The sequence below is a fragment of the Paenibacillus sp. LHD-117 genome (genome assembly GCF_030929555.1).
Classification (GTDB): Bacteria; Bacillota; Bacilli; order Paenibacillales; family Paenibacillaceae; genus Pristimantibacillus.
The window spans coordinates 245,350-269,430 of record NZ_JAVFVT010000003.1; the positions used below are offsets into that span (position 1 = coordinate 245,350).

General features: G+C 48.9%; 17 protein-coding genes. 16 read left to right on the forward strand and 1 reads right to left on the reverse strand.

Features of this window, described 5'->3' with window-relative positions; genetic code table 11:
• The first annotated feature begins 143 nt into the window (after positions 1-143).
• The 12 genes from RB620_RS03455 to RB620_RS03505 all read left to right on the forward strand — a co-directional run bounded on the left by RB620_RS03455 (position 144) and on the right by RB620_RS03505 (position 18,200).
• A complete protein-coding gene (locus tag RB620_RS03455) occupies positions 144-1,718 on the forward strand; it encodes a hypothetical protein (protein WP_308092121.1) in 1,575 nt (524 codons plus the stop codon).
• 510 nt (positions 1,719-2,228) lie between these two features.
• Positions 2,229-3,809: a cache domain-containing sensor histidine kinase gene (locus tag RB620_RS03460; protein WP_308092122.1), complete on the forward strand. Its 1,581-nt coding sequence runs from the start codon at positions 2,229-2,231 to the stop codon at positions 3,807-3,809.
• A gap of 21 nt (positions 3,810-3,830) precedes the next feature.
• The gene (locus tag RB620_RS03465) at positions 3,831-5,414 is read left to right on the forward strand and encodes a response regulator (RefSeq protein ID WP_308092123.1); all 1,584 of its coding nucleotides are present in this window, start codon (positions 3,831-3,833) and stop codon (positions 5,412-5,414) included.
• A 149-nt stretch (positions 5,415-5,563) separates the two neighbouring features.
• On the forward strand, positions 5,564-6,469 hold the full coding sequence (locus tag RB620_RS03470; protein WP_308092124.1) for an ABC transporter permease: 906 nt from the start codon (positions 5,564-5,566) through the stop codon (positions 6,467-6,469).
• A gap of 2 nt (positions 6,470-6,471) precedes the next feature.
• Entirely contained in the window at positions 6,472-7,347 is an 876-nt protein-coding gene (locus tag RB620_RS03475) for a carbohydrate ABC transporter permease (RefSeq protein ID WP_308092125.1), read from the forward strand.
• Positions 7,348-7,421: 74 nt separating this feature from the next.
• Entirely contained in the window at positions 7,422-8,993 is a 1,572-nt protein-coding gene (locus tag RB620_RS03480) for a type 2 periplasmic-binding domain-containing protein (RefSeq protein ID WP_308092126.1), read from the forward strand.
• Positions 8,994-9,069: 76 nt separating this feature from the next.
• The gene (locus RB620_RS03485) at positions 9,070-11,718 is read left to right on the forward strand and encodes a glycosylhydrolase-like jelly roll fold domain-containing protein (protein ID WP_308092127.1); all 2,649 of its coding nucleotides are present in this window, start codon (positions 9,070-9,072) and stop codon (positions 11,716-11,718) included.
• Positions 11,719-11,731: 13 nt separating this feature from the next.
• A complete protein-coding gene (locus RB620_RS03490) occupies positions 11,732-14,233 on the forward strand; it encodes a glycoside hydrolase family 2 TIM barrel-domain containing protein (RefSeq protein WP_308092128.1) in 2,502 nt (833 codons plus the stop codon).
• 20 nt (positions 14,234-14,253) lie between these two features.
• The gene (locus RB620_RS30255; protein ID WP_374121355.1) at positions 14,254-14,454 is read left to right on the forward strand and encodes a DUF5605 domain-containing protein; all 201 of its coding nucleotides are present in this window, start codon (positions 14,254-14,256) and stop codon (positions 14,452-14,454) included.
• 273 nt (positions 14,455-14,727) lie between these two features.
• A complete protein-coding gene (locus RB620_RS03495) occupies positions 14,728-15,177 on the forward strand; it encodes a MarR family winged helix-turn-helix transcriptional regulator (protein WP_308092129.1) in 450 nt (149 codons plus the stop codon).
• A 16-nt stretch (positions 15,178-15,193) separates the two neighbouring features.
• Positions 15,194-15,739, forward strand: a complete 546-nt coding sequence (gene paiA / locus RB620_RS03500; protein ID WP_308092130.1) for a spermidine/spermine N(1)-acetyltransferase — start codon at positions 15,194-15,196, stop codon at positions 15,737-15,739.
• Between the two features lie 79 nt (positions 15,740-15,818).
• Positions 15,819-18,200 (forward strand): glycoside hydrolase family 95 protein, encoded by a 2,382-nt coding sequence (locus RB620_RS03505; RefSeq protein ID WP_308092131.1) that lies wholly within the window; start codon positions 15,819-15,821, stop codon positions 18,198-18,200.
• A gap of 80 nt (positions 18,201-18,280) precedes the next feature.
• On the opposite strand, the gene RB620_RS03510 is transcribed toward RB620_RS03505, so the two are convergent.
• Complete coding sequence (locus tag RB620_RS03510) at positions 18,281-19,363, reverse strand: GntR family transcriptional regulator (protein WP_308092132.1); 1,083 nt, start codon at positions 19,361-19,363, stop codon at positions 18,281-18,283.
• Positions 19,364-19,649: 286 nt separating this feature from the next.
• Here RB620_RS03510 and RB620_RS03515 point away from each other — a divergent pair, with 286 nt between their 5' ends.
• The 4 genes from RB620_RS03515 to RB620_RS03530 all read left to right on the forward strand — a co-directional run bounded on the left by RB620_RS03515 (position 19,650) and on the right by RB620_RS03530 (position 24,078).
• Entirely contained in the window at positions 19,650-21,266 is a 1,617-nt protein-coding gene (locus RB620_RS03515; protein ID WP_308092133.1) for a xylulokinase, read from the forward strand.
• Positions 21,267-21,268: 2 nt separating this feature from the next.
• Positions 21,269-21,964, forward strand: a complete 696-nt coding sequence (locus RB620_RS03520; protein ID WP_308092134.1) for an L-ribulose-5-phosphate 4-epimerase — start codon at positions 21,269-21,271, stop codon at positions 21,962-21,964.
• A 45-nt stretch (positions 21,965-22,009) separates the two neighbouring features.
• The gene (araA, locus tag RB620_RS03525) at positions 22,010-23,434 is read left to right on the forward strand and encodes an L-arabinose isomerase (protein WP_308092135.1); all 1,425 of its coding nucleotides are present in this window, start codon (positions 22,010-22,012) and stop codon (positions 23,432-23,434) included.
• Positions 23,435-23,607: 173 nt separating this feature from the next.
• Positions 23,608-24,078 (forward strand): hypothetical protein, encoded by a 471-nt coding sequence (locus tag RB620_RS03530; RefSeq protein WP_308092136.1) that lies wholly within the window; start codon positions 23,608-23,610, stop codon positions 24,076-24,078.
• Positions 24,079-24,081: the final 3 nt, after the last annotated feature.

Here is a 24,081-nt window from a genome sequence, read left to right on the forward strand (position 1 = left end):
TCTGCTTTACTGTTCATTTTGGTTTCGCCAGACTTCAATAAAGGAAGTCGGTAAAACCGTAATGGAAAAGTCGTGAGAGTGTTAGTGATCTCTTGAGATTAACCTTATGATGAAAATGATAGAAAAAACAGGAGGCGATATTGGTGGAAAAAAAAGATGCTTCAATCGGAAGAGTAGTGGTAAGTACTGTCTCAATGCCGGATGATGTTATTCTGCTAATAGGTACTTACACATACTCCGGAAAAGTACTGGTTTCGTATAAGACAGAAAAGGATATTCATACAGTCGATTTTTATAACCTGGCTGTTCTCAATGATGATGGAACGGATTTCAAGGTGATCTTCTCCGGCGTCATTCCACAAAAACCTAAGGCCAACGGGATTCGGTATATGCCCTATCAGGATAATAAGCGGGTGCTGCTGGGAGATTACGTACTCGAATGCACGCCCGATATTGACACCTGCACTAGCGCGACATTAGTTCCCATCGCCTACCCGTCGATCCTCGAGGAAGATTCGCGCACAACCCATCACTGGTCGGAGATCATCATCGCGCCTGACAATAAGCATATGAGTTGGACGATACTCCGCTCAGATCTTGGTGCCGCTGTAGCGATAGGCGTACTAGAACGCAAAACGGATCACTATGCGATCGAAAACGTGCAGCTTATAAACAACATACATTCCTTTGAGCATGACCCGAACAATCCTGGCTTTATCATTCCGAGCCCCTTACGGGGAGGGGAAGTGAAGCAGTTTGTACGGGGAGGAAATGCTATATCCATCGTTGGGGGGAAACATAACAGTACCACCGATTCCATCGTGCAGGATTTGACCTCCGACAATCTTTCGCAAATCACCTATACCCCCGGATATGATGAAACCACTATCTTTTCTCCCAATGAACGATTGGGAATCGTCATGAGCACCAGGTTCTCGAAAAACACGGATCCGGCCATATTCGGACTTATGCCCAGACCCTACGGGATCTATACCTCGTTGGGGATGATTAGCTTTCAATATATGTATGCGGTAGATGGAGTACGTAAATTCAGGCCTGGGAATATTGGTCCGGTATTGATCGACATTCAACGTTCCATGCACGAAGCAGGATATCAAGGGATACAGCTGACAACGGACGAGAAAAATTGGGTTTATAGCTCGCCCATGTCCTGGCATCCCGACGGGAAACGGGTCATGTGGCCGGAGATGCTTAGAGGTAGCGACGGCAAACAAATGCGGCTCCAGACAGCGAAGTTGCCGGATTATAAGCCGGAACCTCCTGTACCTTTGACAACAACTACCGATAATATCCCGTATGGTATAAGAGACTTGACCGTATTGGATTCCATCAATCCGAATATAGAAGGGAAAATTGCGGGGAAACACTCCGGATACATGAACTATACCCGTAATCTCTCCGGTTACTCGGGTAAGACGGAGGCGCAGTTTGTCAACTTTAGTGACGATGGCGAAAATTTCTATAATGGATATGAGAAGAACCATTATAACGCAGCCGAAGGTTGCCGCTATGAAACTGACATTCAATTGACTGGCTCCAAGCAAGGGGAAATGAATTTTAGGGCAACATTCTCGGCACTTGCAGGACCTGAGCCAGTCAGACTGTTATTTGACACAGATGCAGACGGCAAGCCCAAAAGTTATGGTTCAGCAACATATAACGGTGTCACACTAAACATTGCAGATCTGTTTGAATAGTTGTGAAAATAATTCCATTTTGAAACTGCGCCTGAATAACGATTTATCGGTTATAGTTAACTGGTGGCTCATACGGAGTAAGCTAAAAACAAAGAGGGAAGCCGCCTCTTTGTTTTTTTCTACATCAGCACAATCGACTGACAACTAACTTTAAAATGATTGTTGTAGAAAAGCTAAAATCCCCCTATACAAACACGAAAATACCCTGTTGTTCCCGATATGATCATTGCGTATCGTTACGGATGATGGAATAGAAAGTCGAAAGGGAGGACCTGTATGGGATATAAAGACTGGATACGAAGGGCATCGTTATTAATTCGCAATATGAAATTCCAAAAAAAATTAATGGCCGGCTATCTGCTCGCTTGCGTTGCTCCACTCTTATTTGTAAGCGCGCTCATATTTCATCAGTCAGCCACGGGGCTTCAGGATTCTTCGGAAGAATTCGCCTCCCTGTATACATCACAAATCAAGAATTCGTTGAATGAGTTCATAAAAGAGTATGACAAGGTGACGAAGTCTGTCCTTGTCGATAACGAACTAATCTATCAGCTCGGGGATGAGCGTAATCTAACGATCGACGAGATTGTAAATCAGCGACTAGACGTGCAGCGCTTGTTGATGCGAGTTGCGGTGCTAAAGTCGGAGATCAGCACCGTCATGCTGATCAGCCGCGGAAACAGCGTGTATCAATATACGAATACGAAAGACAAAGTGAATGAGGAGCAGTTGTTGGCTCAAAAATGGTTTCAAGGGATCCGCAGCTTGGACGAAACGTTGTTTATAACCGGGCTGCATGATCGTGCCCATTACGAGGATAAAGAAGCAGGTGCTGTAGTGACCGTCGGACGCGTTCTGTTCAGCTCCAAAGGGGCCTATGCTGGCATTCTGTTGATCGATCTGGATCCGTTCTCGCTTCTCCAGCTTGATCACGAATTCGTCCTCGCCAGGGACAAGTACGGGATGAGCGTGACAATCAGCAACCGTCATAATGAAATCGTCTATCATTCCGATGCGGCCAGCGGACGGTTATCATGGGATCGTGTGCTCAGGCTGGGCTCGGAATATATCCAGACCGACAGTGGACGGGACAGCATTACGCTGACGGGAAGCACCTTGCGAGGAGAGCTGAGCATTAAGACAGAGATCCCGCGCGCGAAGCTGTTGGCGAAGATCAATCAGATCAAAGGGACAACCGTTATTGTCATTCTAGTCAGCTGTTTGGTCATTACCCTCATCTCGCTAGGTTTAAGCTATACGATCACGAAGCCGATTAAGGCGCTCCGCAGAAGCATGAAGCAGGCGGAAGTGGGCCAATATATACCGATTGAGAAGGAGCATACGAACGACGAGATCGGCAGTCTCGTGCACAGCTACAACAAGATGATCACGACTATCCGAACGCTGATCGAAGACGTATATATCGCGGAGATTAAGCAACGCCAGGCCAAATTCATTTCGCTCCAGAATCAGATCAATCCCCATATGCTGTACAATACACTGGAGTCCATTCGGATGAAAGCGCTGGTCAAGGATGAGGATGAGATTGCCGATATGATCAAAATATTGGCGCGCATGTTCCGGTTATCGTTAGGCAAAGAAGGACAGCACCATTCGATCCGGAACGAGCTGGAGTATACGACCAACTATCTGCATTTGCAGAATATTAGGTTCAATAATATGTTTAAACTAAATATACAGATACCCGACGAGATGCTTGATTGCAGCGTCATTCCGCTCGTCTTCCAGCCTATAGTGGAGAATAGCATTAATCATGGCTTTGAAAATTACTGTCGGTCTATGAATATTGACATCGTTGGAGTATGGACCACAGAAAACGAAATGTTAATACGTATCACGGATGATGGAATCGGTATGTCCGTGTTGAAGCAGGCGGAGCTGGAAGTGCTGTTGGAGGGGGCAGAATCGAACAACTACAAACTGCTGCAGGAAGACTCGGCCGATCAAGGCTTAGGGTTGCGGAATATCGCCGATCGCATCAAGCTTAAATACGGTGATCGGTATTATTTGAAAATCGTTCCAACGGATAAGCGAGGAACGATGGTGGAGTTTCTCATTCCCATAACTTGAATGAAGAAAGGATGGTAGTCTATGAAGCTCATCCTCGTGGACGATGAGAAAGGCATAGTAGAAGGGCTCAAGAAGATGATTGGCCGCTATATCCCAGAATGTGAGGTTGTCGGTACCGCGCACAATGGGCTCGAGGGGTTCGAACTCATTCGGAAGAAGCAGCCGGATATTGTTATTACCGATATCCGAATGCCCCAAGCAGATGGCCTTGATATGATCAACATGTTGCGAGAGGCGAACAGCCGGGCAGCATTTATTTTATTGAGCGGTTTTGCGGATTTTGAATATGCCCGAAAAGGTATCCAACTAGGGGTGAAGTTCTACCTTAACAAGCCGGTCGAGGAAGAGGAGCTGCGCGAATGCGTCAATCAGGTGATGGATGCAATCAGATCTGACAGGGACAAACTTGCAGAGGTAGATGAATTGCGTCAGGAAGTGTTAAGCCGTATCCAAGAGGATGCGTTACGGGATATTTCGTATATCGGTCCGGAGCAAGCGGATCTAATGGAAGAGCTGCTGCTAGCCGCCCGTATTCCAAAGAAGTGCTCCCGGTTTGCATCTATTTTAATGGAATTTGATGGAAATACCGATTCGTTGAAGGAGAATGGCCTTCAGCCGCTATACCGGCAGATCGACCTCGCGCTGCGAAGGTACCATTGTGTGTATCGCTTCCGGTATTCTGCTGGCCAGATCGCGATTGTGGTTGCCCATGGCTCTCCGATGAAAGACGAGGAATTAATCCGTATGATTCGTGTGCTGAAGGAGGCAGCTCTTCGAGAGTTGAAACTGTCCGTCACCGTCGGCATCGGCAGAGTCCATGGTGGCGTAACGGGGATCAGCAAGTCGTTCGAGGAGGCTAGGCAAGCACTGAGCTATAAGGTGATAAAAGGGACGGACGCCGTTCTTCCCTATCTTGACATGTTGAAGCTCACAGGACCGGGACTATCGGTTCCGGAAGAGGTAATCGCCAAGCTTGAAGCGGCCATCGATCATATGGACAAAGAGGAATGCACGCGCATCTTGCGCGAAATTTTCCGGCTCATGGAAGATGAGCCGGGCATGAGGCCCGACGAACTCCAAATGCATTGCCTGAACATTCTATTATCGAGCATTCGGAAGATGTCGTTTCAGCAGCTGCAGCAGAACGATTTCCTTGGCCGCCATATCCTATCGCTGGAGGGAATATCCAAATTCAGGACGCTCGAAGTGCTAGAGGAATGGATGATTGAGATCATCGATAGAATGATCTCCTTCAAACAGGAACATAATAACAGTAAGAAGAATGATATTATCACTCAGGTCAAGGAATACGTGGCGGCGCATTATAATGAACCGATAACACTGGCTGATTTATCTGCGCGTTTCTATATCAGTCCCTACTATCTGAGCAAACATTTCAAGCAAAAAACAGGGGAAACGTATGTGAGCTTCCTGACCCAGATTCGCATCGCCAAAGCGAAAGAGCTGCTGAAGCAAACGGATCTCAAGGTGTACGAAATATGTCGGATGGTTGGCTATTTAGATACTCAGCATTTCGCGCAGATGTTCGAGAAACTGGCCGGCTGCAAGCCGAGGGACTATCGTAAGCAGAACCCGAATGCCTAGTAAAGATACCGCCACTCATTAAGGAGTGGTGTTTTTTTGCGCAAAAAACCCCGTGTTTTTCCTTAAAATAGCCCGATTGAGAGATGCGGCCGCTGACTGTATATTTACATTGTAAGCGAATTCAGCAACAAGATATTGGGGGGAATGAAGTGAAAGTTATCGCAATTCATCGATTGAAGGTGTATTGGCCGCTATATGTGATGGCGATTCCAGGAATCGCATTTCTCATTGTGTTCAAATACATTCCGCTGACCGGAGCTGTAATCGCCTTCAAGGATTATTCCGTGTTCAAAGGAGTGCTCGATAGCCCTTGGGTCGGATTCAAACACTTCGAGACATTGCTGCAGCATCCCGACTTTGCCCGCGTGTTCGTCAACACGCTCATTCTGGGATTTCTCAAGCTTGCGCTGGTTTTCCCTGTGCCCGTTCTGCTGGCGCTCATGATTAACGAGATTCGTAAGAAGGCGCTGAAGAAAGGCATTCAAACCGCCCTGTATATCCCGCATTTCCTATCCTGGGTTATCGTGGCCGGCATCGTGTTCGACTTCTTCTCCTTAAGCGGATTGTTCAACATTATCATTGACAGGCTCGGATACGAACCGCTTCTAGCGATGCAGGAGAGCGAGTACTTCCGGCTGGTGTACGTGCTTACCTCCATATGGAGGGATGCCGGTTGGGGAACGGTTGTTTATATCGCTGCCATCAGTGCAATTGATCCGCAGTTGTACGAATCGGCGATGATTGATGGCGCGTCAAAGTTTAAGCAAATTCGCCATATTACGTTCCCATTACTACTACCGACTGTACTCGTGCTGTTTCTGTTGGAGATCGGCAACTTCTTGGATCTCGGATTCGATCATGTATTTAATCTGATTACGCCGATGACATATAACGTCGGCGATATTCTGGACACGTATGTGTTCCGGACAGGCATTCAGCAAGCGCAGTACAGTTTTGCAACGGCGGTCGGCTTGTTCCAGTCGATTATCGGCTTCATTCTTGTATTCGTCTTTAACCGGCTCTCGAAGAAAGTATCGGATGGGGGGCTTTGGTAAACATGTTCGAATCGAAAGGCGAAAAAGTATTCGTCAATGCCATTACAGTAGTGCTCATCCTCTTATCCATTATGGCGCTTATTCCGCTTGTTTCGGTCATTTCCACCTCGCTTAGTTCCAAGAGCGCCGTAGAAATGAACCTGGTCACCTTGTGGCCAAAGCAGGTGACGCTTGACTCCTGGCTGTATATCATCGACCGTCCGGATTTGTGGCGCTCGTTCTTCCTGACCTTGGGCACGACGGTAGTTGGAACCATTGCGGCCCTATTGATGACTGCGCTGCTGGCATACCCGTTGTCAAAGTCGAAGTCGGAGTTCCGATGGGGAGCAGTCATAATGGTCGGCGTCGTCGTCGCCATGATTTTCAAGGCACCGATCGTTCCCTATTTTCTGACGGTTCGAGGCATCGGGCTTTATAATAATCCGCTTGTGCTGATCATCCCGCATATTTTGAATCCGTTCAACTTGATTATTATGCGAACGTTCTTCAAGCAATTCTCTAAGGAGCTTGAGGAGGCGGCTTTTCTGGAAGGCTGCGGTTATTTTCGGATGCTGTTTCAATTCGTGCTTCCGCTCTCCAAAGCTGTTCTTGCAACGCTAGCATTGTTCTATGGAGTTATGCTGTGGAACCAGTTCCAGCACCCGCTCTTCTTCCTGCAAAATCCGGACTGGTTCCCGTTGCAAATAAAAATCCGGCAGTTCATTACCGACGATAACGTAATTATGGCCGGTGCCGCTTCAACGGCCGATCTGAACTATAATGAACGCACGCTAAGAGCGGCGACCGTTATCTTCGCGATCATTCCAATTATTGCGGTGTATCCGTTCTTGCAGAAGTATTTCGTCAAAGGAGCTATGATCGGCTCCGTAAAAGGTTAGGCTTGAACATTCCATCCGGTTTATAGGCGAAAAACGCCTTGAACATATCATAATGATTCTAAGGGGGAACAAGCATGAAGACTAAGAAAATGGGGCTGCTGTTTACAGCCCTCATCCTGGGCATGACCGTCTTGTCCGGGTGCGGCAACAACGAGAACTCGTCCAAAGAGAATGAACAGAATCAAACGGACACTGCCGAGGGTATTGTCGATATCGAAGTATGGGGTACGAATATCGGCTATAAGCCGATTGAAAAAGGAAGCAGGTTGTATGAGTTCTACAAAGAGAAGCTTGGCGTCGGCGTTATACACCCTTACATCGAATGGGGTGGAGGAACCAACTATCTAAACCAGCTTAACATGAAGATTGCGGCCAATGAAATGCCGGATCTGTTCATCCCTCAACAAGGGATTGAAGTCAGCCTGGCCCAGAATGGTGCGATCGCGGACCTGACAGAGTTGCTGCCGAAGTACGCCCCGAATGTGATGTCTGCCATTTCGGAGGATATCTGGAATGTGGTAAAAGCGAACGATCCGACAGGTCAAGGTAAAATATATTATATCCCGAGCATTGTGGAATACGGCAGATACGGCGGAATGATCCGTCAGGACTGGCTCGACAAGCTTGGTCTGAAAATGCCGACGACGCAGGATGAATACGTCGAGGTGCTGAAGGCATTTCGGGACAAGGATCCGAACGGCAATGGACAGCAGGATGAAATCCCGACGGGTGGCCGGGAGCAGGTGCGTTGGATGGACCATCTCTTTGCAATGTACGGGGTCGCGATGTTCGAAGGTTACCCGGAATGGGATCTTTATAACGGCGAGCTGACATATTCTGCAGTAACGCCTAACATGAAAGCGGCCTTGGCTTTCATAGCCGAGCTGTATAAGGAAGGCCTGATCGACAAGGAATCTCTTTTGAATACGAAGGATAAGTGGGAAGGAAAAATTCATTCGGATAAGGTTGGAAACTACTTCCATTGGGTCGAGCATGGAAGCCTAGTTTTTGAAAATCTTTTTAAGAATACAGGAATCAAGGCTAAGTACTCCGTGCTTCCTCTTCCAAAAGTTGAAGGCTATGAAGGCTTCTATACGATGAAGAAGATTGCGAACGCGCAATGGCTTGTCAAGAACAACAAAGATGAGGCCAAGCTGATCGCCACATTGAAGTTGCTGAATAACATGTACGATAAGAGCAAATTTAAGGACCTTTACCTTGGCGTGGAAGGCATGCACTATACGATGAAAGATGGCAAAGCCGTCAAGCTTCCGGATGACAAGGCCAATCAGGAAAATCTGCTCTTGAATACGTACTCGAGTGTAGGGACGCTGGATATGACCGTTGATCTCTATAACAGTACCGCGTCGGAAGACAATAAGTGGGCAATGGATCAGGTTACCGGAAATATTCAGGAAGCACAGAAGTATGCGAAATCAATTGCAGGTGACGGTATGCCGGCAAGCATTTATGAGGGCTTTCCGGACATCACTAACCGTACGTTGTACACGGAGTATGCTAGCAAAATCATCATCGGCACCTATTCGATCGAGAAGTTCGACGAATTTGTCGAGAAGTGGAACCAGTCGGGCGGCGAAGAGGTTACAAAACGGGCCAGAGAATGGCTCGCAAAGGTCAAGCAGTAGTGTGGTCTAAAGGACTAGAATTTAATACTGGAACGCGCGCCTGTATGGGCGCGCGTTTTAATAAGGGGGCTATCCAATGAACAAAAGGTTGAAGGAAGTGCTAGAGGGTCAGGAGCACAATTATATACTGCCTTTTCTCTGGCAACATGGCGAGGAAGAGCACGTCATCCGGGAAGAGTTAGCCCGTGTACATGAGTCAGGTATTGGAGCCGTATGTATTGAGGCTAGGCCGCATCCGGATTTTCTCGGATCCAAGTGGTGGACGGATATGGACATCATTATGGATGAAGCCCGGCAGCGCGGCATGAAGGTATGGATGCTCGACGATGATCATTTTCCTACGGGACATGCTGCAGGAAAGGTGAGGGGGGCACCTGAATCGCTGCATCGCAAATTTCTGGGCGAACGTTATATCGATACGGTCGGCCCTGCGCTAGGCGCCTCGGTGCTAATAGATACACTGCTTATGAACGGGCTTCGGCCAACCATCTCGAATGCCTCACATGTAAACGGTAGGAATAAGCTGATTGCCGTTATCGCAGTCCGCCGTGATCCATCGAATGGCGCTTTGCTTGATGACTGTGTCGACATCACGGAGTATGCGCATGACGGTATTTTGTATTGGGATATCCCAGACGGATATTGGCGAGTCTTCATTCTCTCCGAAAATAAGGATGGTGGCAGCGAGGCGCAGAAGGATTATTTAAACCCGCTGGAGCGGGATTCCGTTCGTATTCTGATCGACAACGTCTACGAGGCTTTCTATGCACGGTACAGAGACGAATTCGGCAAGACGTTCCTTGGTTTCTTCTCGGACGAACCGGGCTTCTACAACGATAAAACAACCTTCGACTTCAACTCGAGGCCCGGTAAGAAAGGAGTGCCGCTGCCTTGGTGCAGCGAGATGCCGGCTCTGCTAGAGCAGGCACTTGGTGTGGACTATCGGAAGCAGCTGCACCTCCTCTGGCATGAGGGCGAACAGTCGAACATCGTCCGGTATGCCTATATGAATATCGTCAGCAAACTCTACGGGGAAAACTTTTGCAATCAGATCGGTGAATGGTGCAGAGCACGCGGAGTTGAATATATCGGTCATGTACTCGAAGACAACAATGTTCATGCCAGACTTGGTCCAAGTACCGGACATTTCTTCCGCTCGATGTGGGGACAGGACATGTCGGGCATTGACGTAGTGCTCTGGCAGATCGTGCCTGGTTTTGATGAAATCTCTTTCCGTGGTGTCGGCTCAGAGACGGACAGCGAATTTTTCCACTATGGACTCGCGAAGTTAGGCGTGTCGCTTGGACATCTCGATCCCAAGAAGCATGGCCGGACGATGGCCGAGGTGTACGGGGCGTATGGATGGACGGAAGGTCTTAAGCTGATGAAATGGCTGACCGACCATATGCTCGTCCGCGGTGTCAATTATTTTGTCCCGCATGCTTTTACCCAGAAGGCTTTCCCTGATCCGGACTGTCCGCCGCATATGTACGCAAGCGGGAAGAATCCACAATTCCGGTATTACAAACATCTGAACCATTACATAAACCGAATAAGCCACCTCATTACCGGCGGGAGCCACATAGCGTCCGCGGCAGTCCTCTATCACGCCGAAGCCGAATGGTCGGGGGAGGCCATGTATTTCCATAAGCCATTAAAGACGCTCATGCAACATCAGATCGACTGCGACGTCGTTCCCATCGATGTTATGTTGGAAGCAGCGAGCGTGAGCGACGGCCGGCTGCTGATCCATCGCGAGGATTTCGGCTGCCTGATCGTCCCTTATGCAGAAGCGTTGCCGGCAGCGATGATACAGTATCTGGTTCAATTAGCTGAGCAAGGATTGGCAATTCGGTTCGTGGACGGGCTGCCCGTTCGATCGAGCGAGGGGAACGATGTTTCCGCTGAGCTGGCTCAGCTTGCCGGACACCGGCAGGTGAAGTGCGTTGCTTTGGACCAACTGGCAAAAGAACTTATTGCAGACGGACATTACGATATTCAAGTGAATCAATATGAGCCGTATCTTCGAAGCTATCATTATGTGCTTGACGGGCTGAATGTATTTATGTTCTTCAATGAGCATCCTTATCAATCGTTGTCGACGAGGATTACCTTGCCTGTACATGGGGAGGTCTATATTTATGATGCGTTCCTGAACCGGCTCACACACTTGAACGGAAAGGCGGAAGACGGCATGACGGACGTTCAGCTTGAGCTTATCCCGTACGAGTCTATCATAATGCTCCATGGGAGCGGTATTGACGGATTCGCTGCACACCCTAGTATTATCGCCAATGGGGAGCTCGAGCTTCGGGGCGATTGGTCGGTTTCCATCGTTGATTCCATGAACTATCCTCATTTCAAGGAATGGGGAACATTGACGGCGTTGACAAATATGAGCGGACGCGAGCAGTTGCCTCGATTCAGCGGCACCTTCCGCTATGAAACAGAGTTCGAGTGGACGGAATCCGCAGTCCGCGTGCTGCTCGACTTGGGCGAGGCGTTCGAAACGGCCGAAGTATGGGTGAACGGCGAACAAGCCGGAGTACGGATTTGTCCGCCATACCGCATGGAGATAGATGGCCTGATCAAGAAAGGCATCAATAAGCTTGTAATCGAAGTGACGAACACTCTGGCGAAGGATCAGCATGACTTTTTGTCTGCCTTTGCGCAGCAAGAGCCGAGCGGGTTGATCGGGCCTGTCCGATTAATCGGCATCATATGAATTGGAGGTTACCATGAATCGGACATCCTTTAACAAAAAATGGACAGTCGGTCCCAAAAAAGGTTTTTTTTCAGAAAAAGCTCATGCAAAGATAAATCCGAAGGACGTTACGCTGCCTCATGATGCCATGATCGAAAGGCATCGCAAGAAACCTGCAGAAGGCGAAGACAGCGGTCGAAGCGATTTCAATATCGGTTTCTATCCAGAAGGGGAATACGAGTATAGAAAGACATTTTTTGTGCCGGATGCGTACAAAGATAAGAGAGTAACCATTGAGTTTGAAGGCGTGTACAGGAATGCGATGGTGTACCTGAATGGGGCTTTCGCTGGACAGCATCCTTATGGCTATTCGAACTTTTATATAAAAGCGGATCGTTATCTGAAATACGGCGAAGAAAATGAAATTAAAGTGATTGCGATGAATCATAAGGATTCGCGTTGGTACTCCGGTGCAGGGATATACCGCAACACTAACCTAATAATAGGGGAGCTATTGCATATCGCCTTGGACGGCGTAAAAATTTCCACCCCGGACATAACGAAAGACCGTGCCGTAGTCACCATAGGTACCGTGATTGAAAATGAGGGTCATCAAACTCGAAGTGTTAACGTGCATACGACAATCATGGATAAAGACGGTAACATCGTTGCCAGCGATACGTTACCCGTTACTTCGTTCGCAGGAGAACGTACGACATTTCGCCAGCGCTTGAATGTCAGGTCGCCTCAACTTTGGAGCGCTGAACAACCTCATTTATATAAGTGCTGGACTCGCATTGAAGAAGAAAATAAGTTGGTGGACGAGGAGACGAATACATTCGGAATCCGTTCCCTTACACTGGATCCGGACAGAGGGCTTTGTATCAATGGCGAAGTTGTGAAGCTGCGCGGGGCATGCATTCATCACGACAATGGCGTGATCGGAGCTGTTACGATCGATCGGGCCGAAGAGCGACGAGTCGAAATTCTTAAGCAGGCAGGGTTCAATGCGCTTCGTAGCGCGCATAACCCGATAAGTAAGGCGCTTCTTGCTGCGTGCGACCGACTCGGCATGCTTGTTATGGACGAAAGCTTTGATATGTGGACCTCAACAAAGGTAGAAAACGATTACGCGCTTCATTTCCCAGTCTGGTGGGAGCACGATATTCAAGCAATGGTAGACAAGAATTACAATCACCCCTGTGTCATTATGTATTCAATCGGGAACGAAATTCCGGAAGCGGGCAAGCCGATTGCTTCTGTTTGGGGACATAAGCTGGCAGAGAAGATCCGGTCGATCGACAACACCCGTTTCATAACAAACTCAGTCAACTTCATTATTTCCGTCATAGTAGAACAAATGAAGTTGATGAGCGAGAACCAGGCCGCTAACAATATAGGCATTAACACGATGATGAACAACATCGGTCAGGCGATGGCAGCTATTAATACTTCGGAGCTCGCCACGCATCGAACGTCAGAATCGTTCGGCTACGTAGATATTGCTGGCTATAATTATGCGGAGGCGCGATATCTGGCTGATAGGGAGCGGTTTCCTAACCGGGTGATCGTGGGTAGCGAAACTTTTCCCGCGATGATCGATATCAATTGGAAGCTGGTGAAGAAGAACAATCATGTTATTGGCGATTTTACTTGGACGGGCTGGGACTACCTGGGTGAAGTGGGAATCGGGCGGATCAAGTATGATCTTAACGAATCTGGCGGTTTTATGGGGGCATACCCTTGGCTTACGGCTTGGTGCGGCGATATTGATATTATCGGTAACCGGCGCCCGGTATCGTATTACCGTGAGATCGTCTTTGGTCTTCGCAAAGATCCGTATATCGCGGTTCAACGCCCCGAGTATTACGGTATACAACCGATATTGACCAAATGGAGCTGGAGCGATTCCGTATCTAGTTGGTCCTGGAACGGTTTCGAAGGAAAACCGATCCGGGTGGAAGTGTATGCCGATGCGGATGAAGTTGAGCTGTTCGTGAACGGCAGAGCGGCAGGAAAGGCAGCTGCAGGAGAAGAGCACAGATATAAAGCTGAATTCGATCTCAACTACGAGCCAGGAGAAATCATGGCCGTAGCCTATACGGATGGTCAACCAACCGGCCAAATGATTCTTTATTCAGCAACGGGCGACGTCCAGTTGAACGTAGAGGCGGACCGGAAGGAAATCGTCGCGTCCGACCGTGACCTGTCGTTTGTAACGATCAGTTTGGTGGACGTTCAAGGGAATCTATACAACAGCGCCGACCGCAAAGTGAAAGTCCAGGTTGAGGGGCCAGGTGTTCTGCAAGGATTCGGCAGTGCGGACCCGAAGTCTACGGAAAATTTCTTTGATGCCGAACGAACGACTTTTGATGGGAAAGTGTTGGCGGTTGTACGCCCCAAGGATGCTGGAATGATCACCGTGACGGTAGCTGCAGACGGATGCGAACCCAGGGTCATACAGATCAAGGCTGTTGCATACTCAACCGAAGCGACGGATCATCCTCATGGCGCTCGAAGTGCGAATGCCCAATAGGGCAATAAGACAATTATCTGATCCATTACTTCGGCAAAAGTTGCCAAGCTGCTTATACCCTGGATTTGCCTGAGGGATCTGAATATGCCATAGATCTCGTCGATATTTGGGAGATGACGCGCGAGACCATCATTCCGAGGGATAGTGGGAAAATGAAGATAAAGCTGCCGGGTAAGGAAGGAACCGCCGCCATCGCAATACACAACCAATTAGGTATTTGATAGAAACCGGTATCTGGCTTCATATGGAGTAAGCTAAAAACAAAGAGGGAAGCCGCCTCTTTGTTTTTTTCGTTAAAGAAGTCGTTTTCGAAAAAAAGAACAAAGGTTTTGTTAAACTTAAAGATCTTTGGCGTTCGTACTAACTTTTTGGTAAGTACGTGGATACTATCTAAATAACTATTTTGTTGCAAATGCAACAAAGATGAGGTAAATTAGATTTGTGTTGATTTTGTTGTATATGCAATAAAATTTAGAGTTAAGGAGTTCGTTCAGATGGAAATTCTACGTGAGATTGGAATGATTGCAAGGGCATTAGACTCAATAAGTAATATTGAATTCAAAGAATATGACCTTACAAAAGGGCAGTATTTGTACCTTGTGAGAATATGTGAAAACCCGGGAATCATTCAAGAGAAGTTGGCTGAGATGATAAAAGTAGATCGAACAACGGCAGCGCGTGCAATTATAAAACTTGAAATGAATGGATTTATTTTGAAGAAAGAAGATACGAATAACAAAAAAATTAAAAAGCTCTTTCCGACTGAAAAGGGCGAGAATGTTTATCCTTCTATAAAGAGAGAACATGATTATTCCACTAGCGTTGCACTAGAAGGCTTATCCGAAAGTGAAGTAAAAACCGTGTTCAATCTTCTAGCAAGAATAAGAAGCAATATTGAGAAGGACTGGGAATATGTGAAAAAGGGAAACGAACGTAATTATTGAAAAGGGGCGAGGAACGATGATTGCTATAAAAAAATGTACCCTTGAAGATTCACGCAAACTTCAAGTCATTAGTTATGAAACATTTAATGAGACATTTAAAGAACAAAATTCGCCTGATACTTTAAATGACTATTTGGAACGAGCATTTAACTTAAACCAACTAGAGGGTGAACTATCCAATCCTTTTTCGCAGTTTTATTTTATTTATTTGAATGATGAAGTTGCTGGATATTTAAAAATCAATACTGATGATGCTCAGTCTGAAAAAATGGGTCATGAATCGCTTGAAATCGAACGGATTTATATCAAAAGAAACTATCAAAAACACGGACTTGGCAAGCAGCTATTAAATGAAGCAATGGAAATTGCGGAAAAACGGAATAAAAAGAAAATATGGTTAGGCGTATGGGAGAAAAACGAAAATGCGATTGCTTTTTACAAAAGAAAGGGGTTTGTTCAAACGGGAGTTCACTCCTTCTATATGGGGAATGAAGAGCAAATCGATTTTATTATGACTAAAACACTCTCATCTGAAGGAATATCAAATAAGGATACAAATTAACGTCTATCCGACATATTTACAATAGATATTTGATGATACAATGTGGGAAAACGGTTACAGGCGAAGGCGGGGAGACGAAATGAAGCTGGTATACGATAAGCCCGCTCAGGCTTGGACGGAGGCGCTACCGATTGGCAACGGACGACTGGGAGCCATGGTATTTGGCGGGGTGGAAACGGAGCGTCTTCAACTTAACGAAGAAACGTTATGGTCAGGCAGTCCGCGCGATTGGCATAATCCAAAAGCGTTGGAGGCTTTAGGCGAAGTTCGTGCTAACATTCGTGAGGAGCGGTACTTGGAGGCCGGCGTGCGAGCTCGCGACATGATGGGGCCATACACGCAGTCGTATCTTCCACTCGGGGACCTCATTCTGCGATTCGAACACGGAGATATCTCGCAGGAATACCGGAGGACCCTTTCATTAGACGAAGCGGTTGCCGTCACCGAGTATCGAATTGGGAGCACCAAATACCGTAGAGAAGCGTACATCTCTCAGCCGGATCATGTCATCGTGATGAAAATAATCGCTTCCCGAAAAGGCGCTATAACGATGCGAGCGTCGCTTCAAAGTCAGTTAAGAAGCAGCTTGTCGGCCTCAGGAGGACAGTTAATCTTATCGGGACAAGCACCGGAACACGTCACGCCAAGCTATTATAACGAAGATGAACCTATTCGGTATGGCGACACGAACAAGACGGACGCCATGCGATTCGAAGGTCGAATGAGCGCCAAGCACGAAGACGGTACGATGGAAATCGATTCGAACGGGCTATATATCCGTGGAGCAACTTCAGTCACGCTTCTTTTTACGGCGGCAACCACGTTCATCGAAGCCGGCATCGCGCCAGGTAAGGAATCAATAAGCGCTTCACGCGCAACGATAGAGACGTTAGCGGCTGCATCCAAATATAGCGATAACGAGCTCCTGTTGCGTCATCTCCTTGATTATAAGGCCATGTTCGATCGCGTCAGTCTCCGACTTGGAGATGAGAAACGAGAGGAAACGAATGTCGTTCCGACTCATCGGCGCATATCCGAAACAGGTGCGCTCGATACAGGATTGGTCGAAATGCTGTTCCAGTACGGACGTTACTTAATGATTTCTGGCTCGAGGCCGGGAGGATTGCCTCTTAACCTGCAAGGCATTTGGAACGCAGAGACGCGCCCTCCTTGGAGCAGTAACTGGACGCTGAATATTAACGCTCAGATGAATTATTGGCCAGCCGAAATCTGTAATTTGGCCGAATGCCACGAGCCTCTTCTCCGGTTTACAGGCGTTTTGGCACGAAACGGGGCAGAGACGGCCAGACTTCATTATGGAGCGAGTGGATGGGTTGCTCACCATAACACGGACGTATGGGGTCAGACTTCGCCGGTCGGCGATTACGGCCGGCATGGCGATCCGGTATGGGCGATTTGGCCGATGGGCGGCGTCTGGCTTTGCCAGCATCTGTGGGAGCACTTTGCTTTCGGTGGCGATAGGGATTACCTTCGCGAGAAGGCATATCCAATCATGAAGGAGGCTTCACGGTTTTGCTTGGATTGGCTCCACGAAGGAGAAGACGGCGAACTTATAACCTCTCCTTCTTCCTCTCCTGAGCATAATTTCAGGATACAAGGCGGGATCTATAGCTTAAGTGAATCTACGTCCATGGACCTGGAACTGATCTGGGAGTTGCTGACGAACACTTATCATGCTGCCTCGTTGCTTGAGATCGATGAGGAGTGGCGCGAATCGCTCTTGAGCGTAAGGGAGAAGCTCCCTGCTCCCGTAATCAGCAGCGACGGCCGACTTCAGGAATGGTCGAGGGATTTTGAAGACGAAGATCCGCATCATCGACATGTCTCGCATTTGTTTGCCCTATATCCGGGAGGGCAATGGACGGAGCGGAAAGACCCTGATCGGTTTTCCGCAGCCCGCCAATCGCTGGAGCGGCGGGGCGACGAAGGTACGGGTTGGAGCTTAGGGTGGAAAATCGCCCTTTGGGCCAGGCTTAAGGACGGGAACAGAGCTTTCGCGTTACTTTCGAACATGCTAAGGCTTGTACGTGCAGAAGAAGCAGACAATTATCATCACGGCGGCGTGTATGCCAATCTATTTTGTGCGCATCCGCCTTTCCAAATCGACGGCAACTTCGCTGCTACAGCGGGGATCGCGGAGATGCTCGTTCAATCCCATGATGGGTATATCGATCTGCTACCGGCATTGCCGGATGCTTGGCCATCTGGGGCCATTAAGGGACTCAGGGCTCGCGGGGGGTTCGTTATCGATATCAATTGGGAGAACGGCGCATTGCTTCAAGCCCAGCTTTACGCTTGTAATGATGCAGAATGTGTCATTAAGCTTCCTAACGGATTCGCAGTATGGCATGAGGGAAAAGTTGTTCCCGCAATCGGGAACAACAACGATGAGTTTTATCGTATTCAGACTCGTTCAGGTCAGCGATACGATATTAAATAGTTGTAAGGGGCGGTCCCAGTCATCGTTAGTGACAAAGGGTTCTGCCCCTTGCTATTTCCAATTGTTTTCGTGTTCGTTGTTTATTCCACGTTAATCGCTCTAACAGTTTCGCCAGGAACAAATACCGGCTGGTAATAGGTGTTGGCGGGAAGATCTTTTTTGCCCTGCAATTTTTTGATGATCCAGTCAGCTGCGTCGTGTCCCATCTGCTCCTGGGGGTGCGTCAGCGTCGTCAATTTGATGTTCGCAGTTTTGGCGATATAGGAATTGTCCTGCCCGATGATGGAGAGCTCGTCCGGGATGGAGATGCCGAGCTTTCGGCAGACATGGACGGCTTCGAGGCCTACCTCGTCGTTGTAGCAGACTAGCGCCGTCAACGCATCCCGATTGTCGTTCAGGAATGCTTCCAGGTTGGCGGAAAGATCCGCTTTCGTCGCCGTATCGAAGGAAAGCACATGCTCGGGCTGGAACCGCAATTTGGCTTCCCCGAGAGCCTTGATGTAGCCCTTCATGCGGAATTTTCCTTGCAAATCATCCATTTTCGCGACGAGGCCGATCTGGGCGTGCCCATTGGTTATCAGCTCCCGTGTTGCAAGATAGCTGGACTGCACGTCATCCAGACAAAAGAACGGGACCTCCAGCTCTTCGTAGTAGGCATTGATCATCGTAAAAGGAACCTCTTGCTCCTTGAAGGACAGATAGTACGCGATATTTGGATTGTAGACGTTGCTTCGGGTCGGCTCGACGATAAGTCCGTCCACGCCATAGGACAGCATCATCTCCAGCGCCTTCTTCTCTTGCGCGATATCATTATTGGTGCTGGCAAGCAGCAAAGAATAATTATCTTCGTTCAACCGGCTTTCGATGCCGCGAATGATGGAAGGGAAGATATAATCGGAAATATAGGTCGTTATGACGCCAATCGTTCGTTTGCCGCCCGTTCGGGACCGGTATTGGCTGCTGACGTACGTACCGGAGCCCTTCTCGCTTCTCAGGAAACCCTCGTTCGACAACTCCAAAATGGCTTTCCGAACCGTCTGCCGGCTCACATTGTAGCTGTCCTGCAAGGCGGACTCCGTTGGAATCTGCTCGCCTGCCTTGTACGTTCCGGACAGAATATGGCTTTTTATATCATCAAGGATGACCTGGTACTTTGGCTTCATGTGATCCACTTCTTTCTTCGCTGTTTCATGTAGGGGAAGTTGTACGTACATATTCTAGCATGAAACGGTTAGAATGCAAATGCAACGATGCTGAATTAAGCTTGTAACTATATACATTTGTTGCATAAATATCGTAAAACTTGAGTGTTAATTGAAGAATCAGGCACAGGGACTTATGTAGGTATAACTACAAGACTATATTGACAAATGTACGTACAAAAAATATACTTAGGCTGTCAATTAGGGAAAGCGCGTACTTTTGAACGGAGAGGGGACGAACGTGATCATGAGTCATGCGGACTTGAAAGAAGCATTAATCAACGGCGAAACTTCGCTTGGTATCGAATTAGGCTCCACAAGGATCAAAGCGGTGCTAATCGATCGTCGTTTCCAGACTATCGCATCAGGCAGCCATGAGTGGGAGAACCTGCTCAAGGACGGGTATTGGACGTACGATCAGGAGGATATTCTAACAGGCCTTCAAACCGCGTATAGCGAATTGAAGAAGGATGTTGAACGGAATTACGGAGTGACTCTCCGGACGGCAGGTTCGATCGGATTTTCCGCGATGATGCACGGTTATATGGCATTCGACAACAAGGGCGAGCTGCTCGTGCCGTTTCGGACTTGGCGCAACGCAACGACCGGCCAGGCGGCCAAAGAGCTGACGGACCTTTTCCAATTCAATATTCCCGAGCGCTGGAGTATCGCGCATCTATACCAAGCGATCTTGAATCAAGAGGAGCATGTGCCTCGCATCGATCATGTGACAACGCTTGCAGGATATATCCACTGGCTGCTGACCGGCAACAAGGCGCTTGGCGTCGGCGATGCCTCCGGCATGTTTCCGATCGATGAAGCTACCCATAACTATCATGCGACGATGGTCAAGCAATTCGATGAACAAATCGCAGCCAAGGGATTTCCTTGGAAGCTAAACGATCTTCTCCCCAAAGTGTACGTCGCAGGCGAGCAAGCAGGCGAGCTGACGGAAGCGGGAGCTGCCATTCTGGACCCGGCCGGAGATCTGCAGTCCGGCATTCCGCTCTGTCCTCCGGAAGGCGATGCGGGGACGGGCATGGTGGCGACGAACAGCGTCAGGAAGCGTACGGGCAACATCTCTGTAGGTACATCCGTTTTCGCCATGATTGTCCTCGAGAAAGAACTGTCCAAGGTGTATCCGGAGATCGATATGGTGACGACGCCGGACGGCAGTCCGGTCGGCATGGCGCATGCCAACAACTGCTCCAGCGATCTCAACGCCTGGATCGGCTTGTTCCGGGAATTCTCAGTGGCCATGGGATACGAGGCAGACTCCGGCAAATTGTTCAGCGTGTTGCTGAATAAAGCGCTCGAAGCCGATCCGGATGGCGGAGGTTTGCTCAGCTACGGCTATCTATCAGGCGAGAATATGACGGGAATCGAAAAAGGCCGGCCGCTCTTCGTCCGCTCGCCGGAAAGCAACTTCAATCTGGCCAATTTCATGCGCACGCACTTGTTCACGGCATTCGGAGCGCTCAAGATTGGCATGGATATTTTGACCGAAAACGAAAACGTGGCTATCGACAGCATCTTGGCGCATGGCGGTCTATTCAAGACTCCTGTCGTCGGACAGCGGATCGTAGCCGCCGCGCTCAATGTACCGATTTCGGTCATGTCCACGGCTGGCGAAGGCGGGGCATGGGGCATGGCGCTGCTGGCTTCTTACTTGATCGACAAGGAGCAAGAACAGCGTTTGGACGACTTCCTCGAGCGGAAAGTGTTCCAAGATGTCGAGGGACAAGAGATGGCCCCGGATCCGGCGGACGTGAAAGGGTTCGAAGCCTTCCTTGAAAGATACAAAGCAGGTCTTGCGATTGAGCAGGCAGCAGTAGACCATCTGCTAGAGAACGGGAGGGGCTAACGTTGTTAGAACAGCTGAAAGAAGAGGTCTATCAGGCGAACCTGGATTTGCCGAAGCACGGACTCGTGAAATTTACATGGGGCAATGCAAGCGCGATCGATCGGGAGAGCGGACTGTTCGTCATTAAACCGAGCGGCGTCAGCTACGAGAAGATGAAGCCGAGCGATATGGTCGTCGTGGATTTGGACGGACTAGTGGTCGAGGGAAGCTTAAGACCTTCCTCCGATACCGCAACTCACGCCGTCCTGTACAAACATTATCCGCAAATCGGCGGCATCGTGCATACCCACTCGACCTGGGCAACGATCTGGGCGCAAGCGGGGCTCGATGTACCCGTCATGGGAACGACGCATGCGGATACCTTTTACGGCGCCGTCCCTTGCGCTCGGTTTCTGAACCAAGAGGAGGTTGACCGGGGGTACGAAGCAGAAACGGGCCACGTCATTATCGAGACGTTCGAGAAGCGCGGACTGGATGTTATGGCGATTCCGGCCGTCCTGCTCCAAGGACATGCACCGTTCACCTGGGGGAAAGACGTGAAGTCGGCGGTCGTGAACAGCGTCGTGCTGGAGGAAGTATGCAAAATGAACTTGTACGCGCGTCAGTTGAACAACTTTGCCAAAGAACTGCCGCAGGGCATTCTCGATAAACACTATCTCCGCAAGCACGGAAAAGACGCCTATTACGGGCAAAAGTAATTGGACTTATTCCTTACTTAAATTATAGAAAAGAGGATGATCAGGATGTCAGTAACAGCAGCTAAACAGTTTTGGTTCGTCGTAGGTTCGCAGCATTTGTACGGGGAAGAAGCGCTGGCCGAGGTCAAAGCGCACGCGCAGACGATGACGGACGCCTTGAATAATAGCGGTGTACTGCCTTACCCGATCGTGTTGCAGGACCTGGCGGTCAGCGCGGATAAAATCACCAGCATCATGAAAGAGATTAACTACCGCGACGAAGTGGCGGGCGTCATTACTTGGATGCATACATTCTCGCCTGCGAAGATGTGGATTCGCGGCACGAAGCTGCTGCAGAAGCCTTTGCTTCACTTGGCCACTCAATACAACGAAAGTATTCCATGGGCAACGATCGACATGGACTTCATGAACCTGAACCAAGCCGCTCACGGCGATCGCGAATACGGCTTTATCAATGCGCGTCTGAAAAAGCAAAACAAAATCGTCGTCGGCTACTGGGAGCGTCCGGAAGTACAGAAGCAAATTGCGGACTGGATGGACGTAGCGGTTGCCTACAACGAAAGCTTCAACGTCAAAGTCGCCCGTTTCGGAGACAACATGCGCAACGTGGGCGTAACGGAAGGCGACAAGGTCGAAGCGCAAATCCAATTCGGATGGACCGTGGACTACTACGGCATCGGCGACCTCGTGCAATACGTGAATGCCGTTACCGAGCAAGAGATCGATGATCTGATGGGCGAATACGCGGAGCTGTACGACTTCGATTACGGCACGAACAGCAAAGAGTCTTGGGAAGCCAGCGTCAGAGTCCAAGCTAGCTATGAAATCGCCATGAAACGTTTCTTCGACGAGAGAGGCTACAATGCCTTTACGACAAACTTCGAGGATCTGCATGGCATGAAGCAGCTTCCGGGACTTGCCGTTCAACGTCTGATGGCGCAAGGCTACGGCTTCGCAGGCGAAGGCGACTGGAAGACGGCCGCGCTCGACCGCTTGCTGAAAGTGATGAGCCGCAACCAGAATACGGGCTTCATGGAGGATTACACGTACGAGATGGCGGCCGGACAGGAAGCGATCCTTCAATCCCATATGCTCGAAGTGGATCCGTCCTTGGCAAGCAACAAGCCAAAAATCATTGTGAATCCGCTCGGAATCGGCGACCGCGAAGATCCTGCTCGTTTCGTATTCGACGGCAAATCCGGCGAAGGCGTCGTCGTCTCCATGGCCGATTTCGGCACCCATTATAAACTGCTAATCAACGAGGTTTCTGCATTCGAACCGACGGTTCCGGCTCCTAACCTGCCGGTAGCTCGCGTCCTGTGGACCGTGAAACCGAACTTCCAGGATGGGGTGAAGGCTTGGATCGAGAATGGCGGCGGCCATCATACCGTCGTATCCTTGAACCTGACGACCGACCAGATCGTCACCTACGCGAAGCTGGTGAACCTGGAGTACGTCGTTATTAAGTAACCTTTATTGGATAATAAAGTAGAACGTAAAGAAACCGCTTCTTGTGTAAATGGTTGATTCCATTTACCAAGGAGCGGTTTCTTTTTGCCGACTTCAGAGGGCCGTTATGCATATTTTTCCTGGATGCGATTCATACTGAATCTGATGTTTAAAGAAGGATGAAGGTGGTAGGAATGACTATCTTTGTTTACAGTATGGTCGCTTGGATCGTCATTACTTTGTTCGCCTTACTCCCGAAGAAATTGCCTATTACGGAAAACTTGTGTGTTTATTTCTGCATCTGTCTACTGATGACGTCCACATTCACAACGATCATCCACAATTTTAAATTAATCGAATTCAGCGACAAACTTGATATTTTTTTCTGCCGTGAGTTTACGCGTTATATCATCTATCCGGTCCTGCTGCTTGTGTTTACGAATGTTTTTTTTGCCGCTCGGTCGGCGGCGCTGCGCTTCGGAATGGTGCTCTTTACGTTCGCTGCGCTATGCTCCGTCCATTTCTCATTCAAGTTCATGCAGGCCATGACCTTTCCTCACTGGAACCCCCTGCTAAGCATGCTCATGTTCGCGTTTTTTATGGCGGCCGCCTGGCTGCTGGAGAAAATTTTCGCCTATTTTTTCCGCAAGGAGGAGGTTATATAAGCC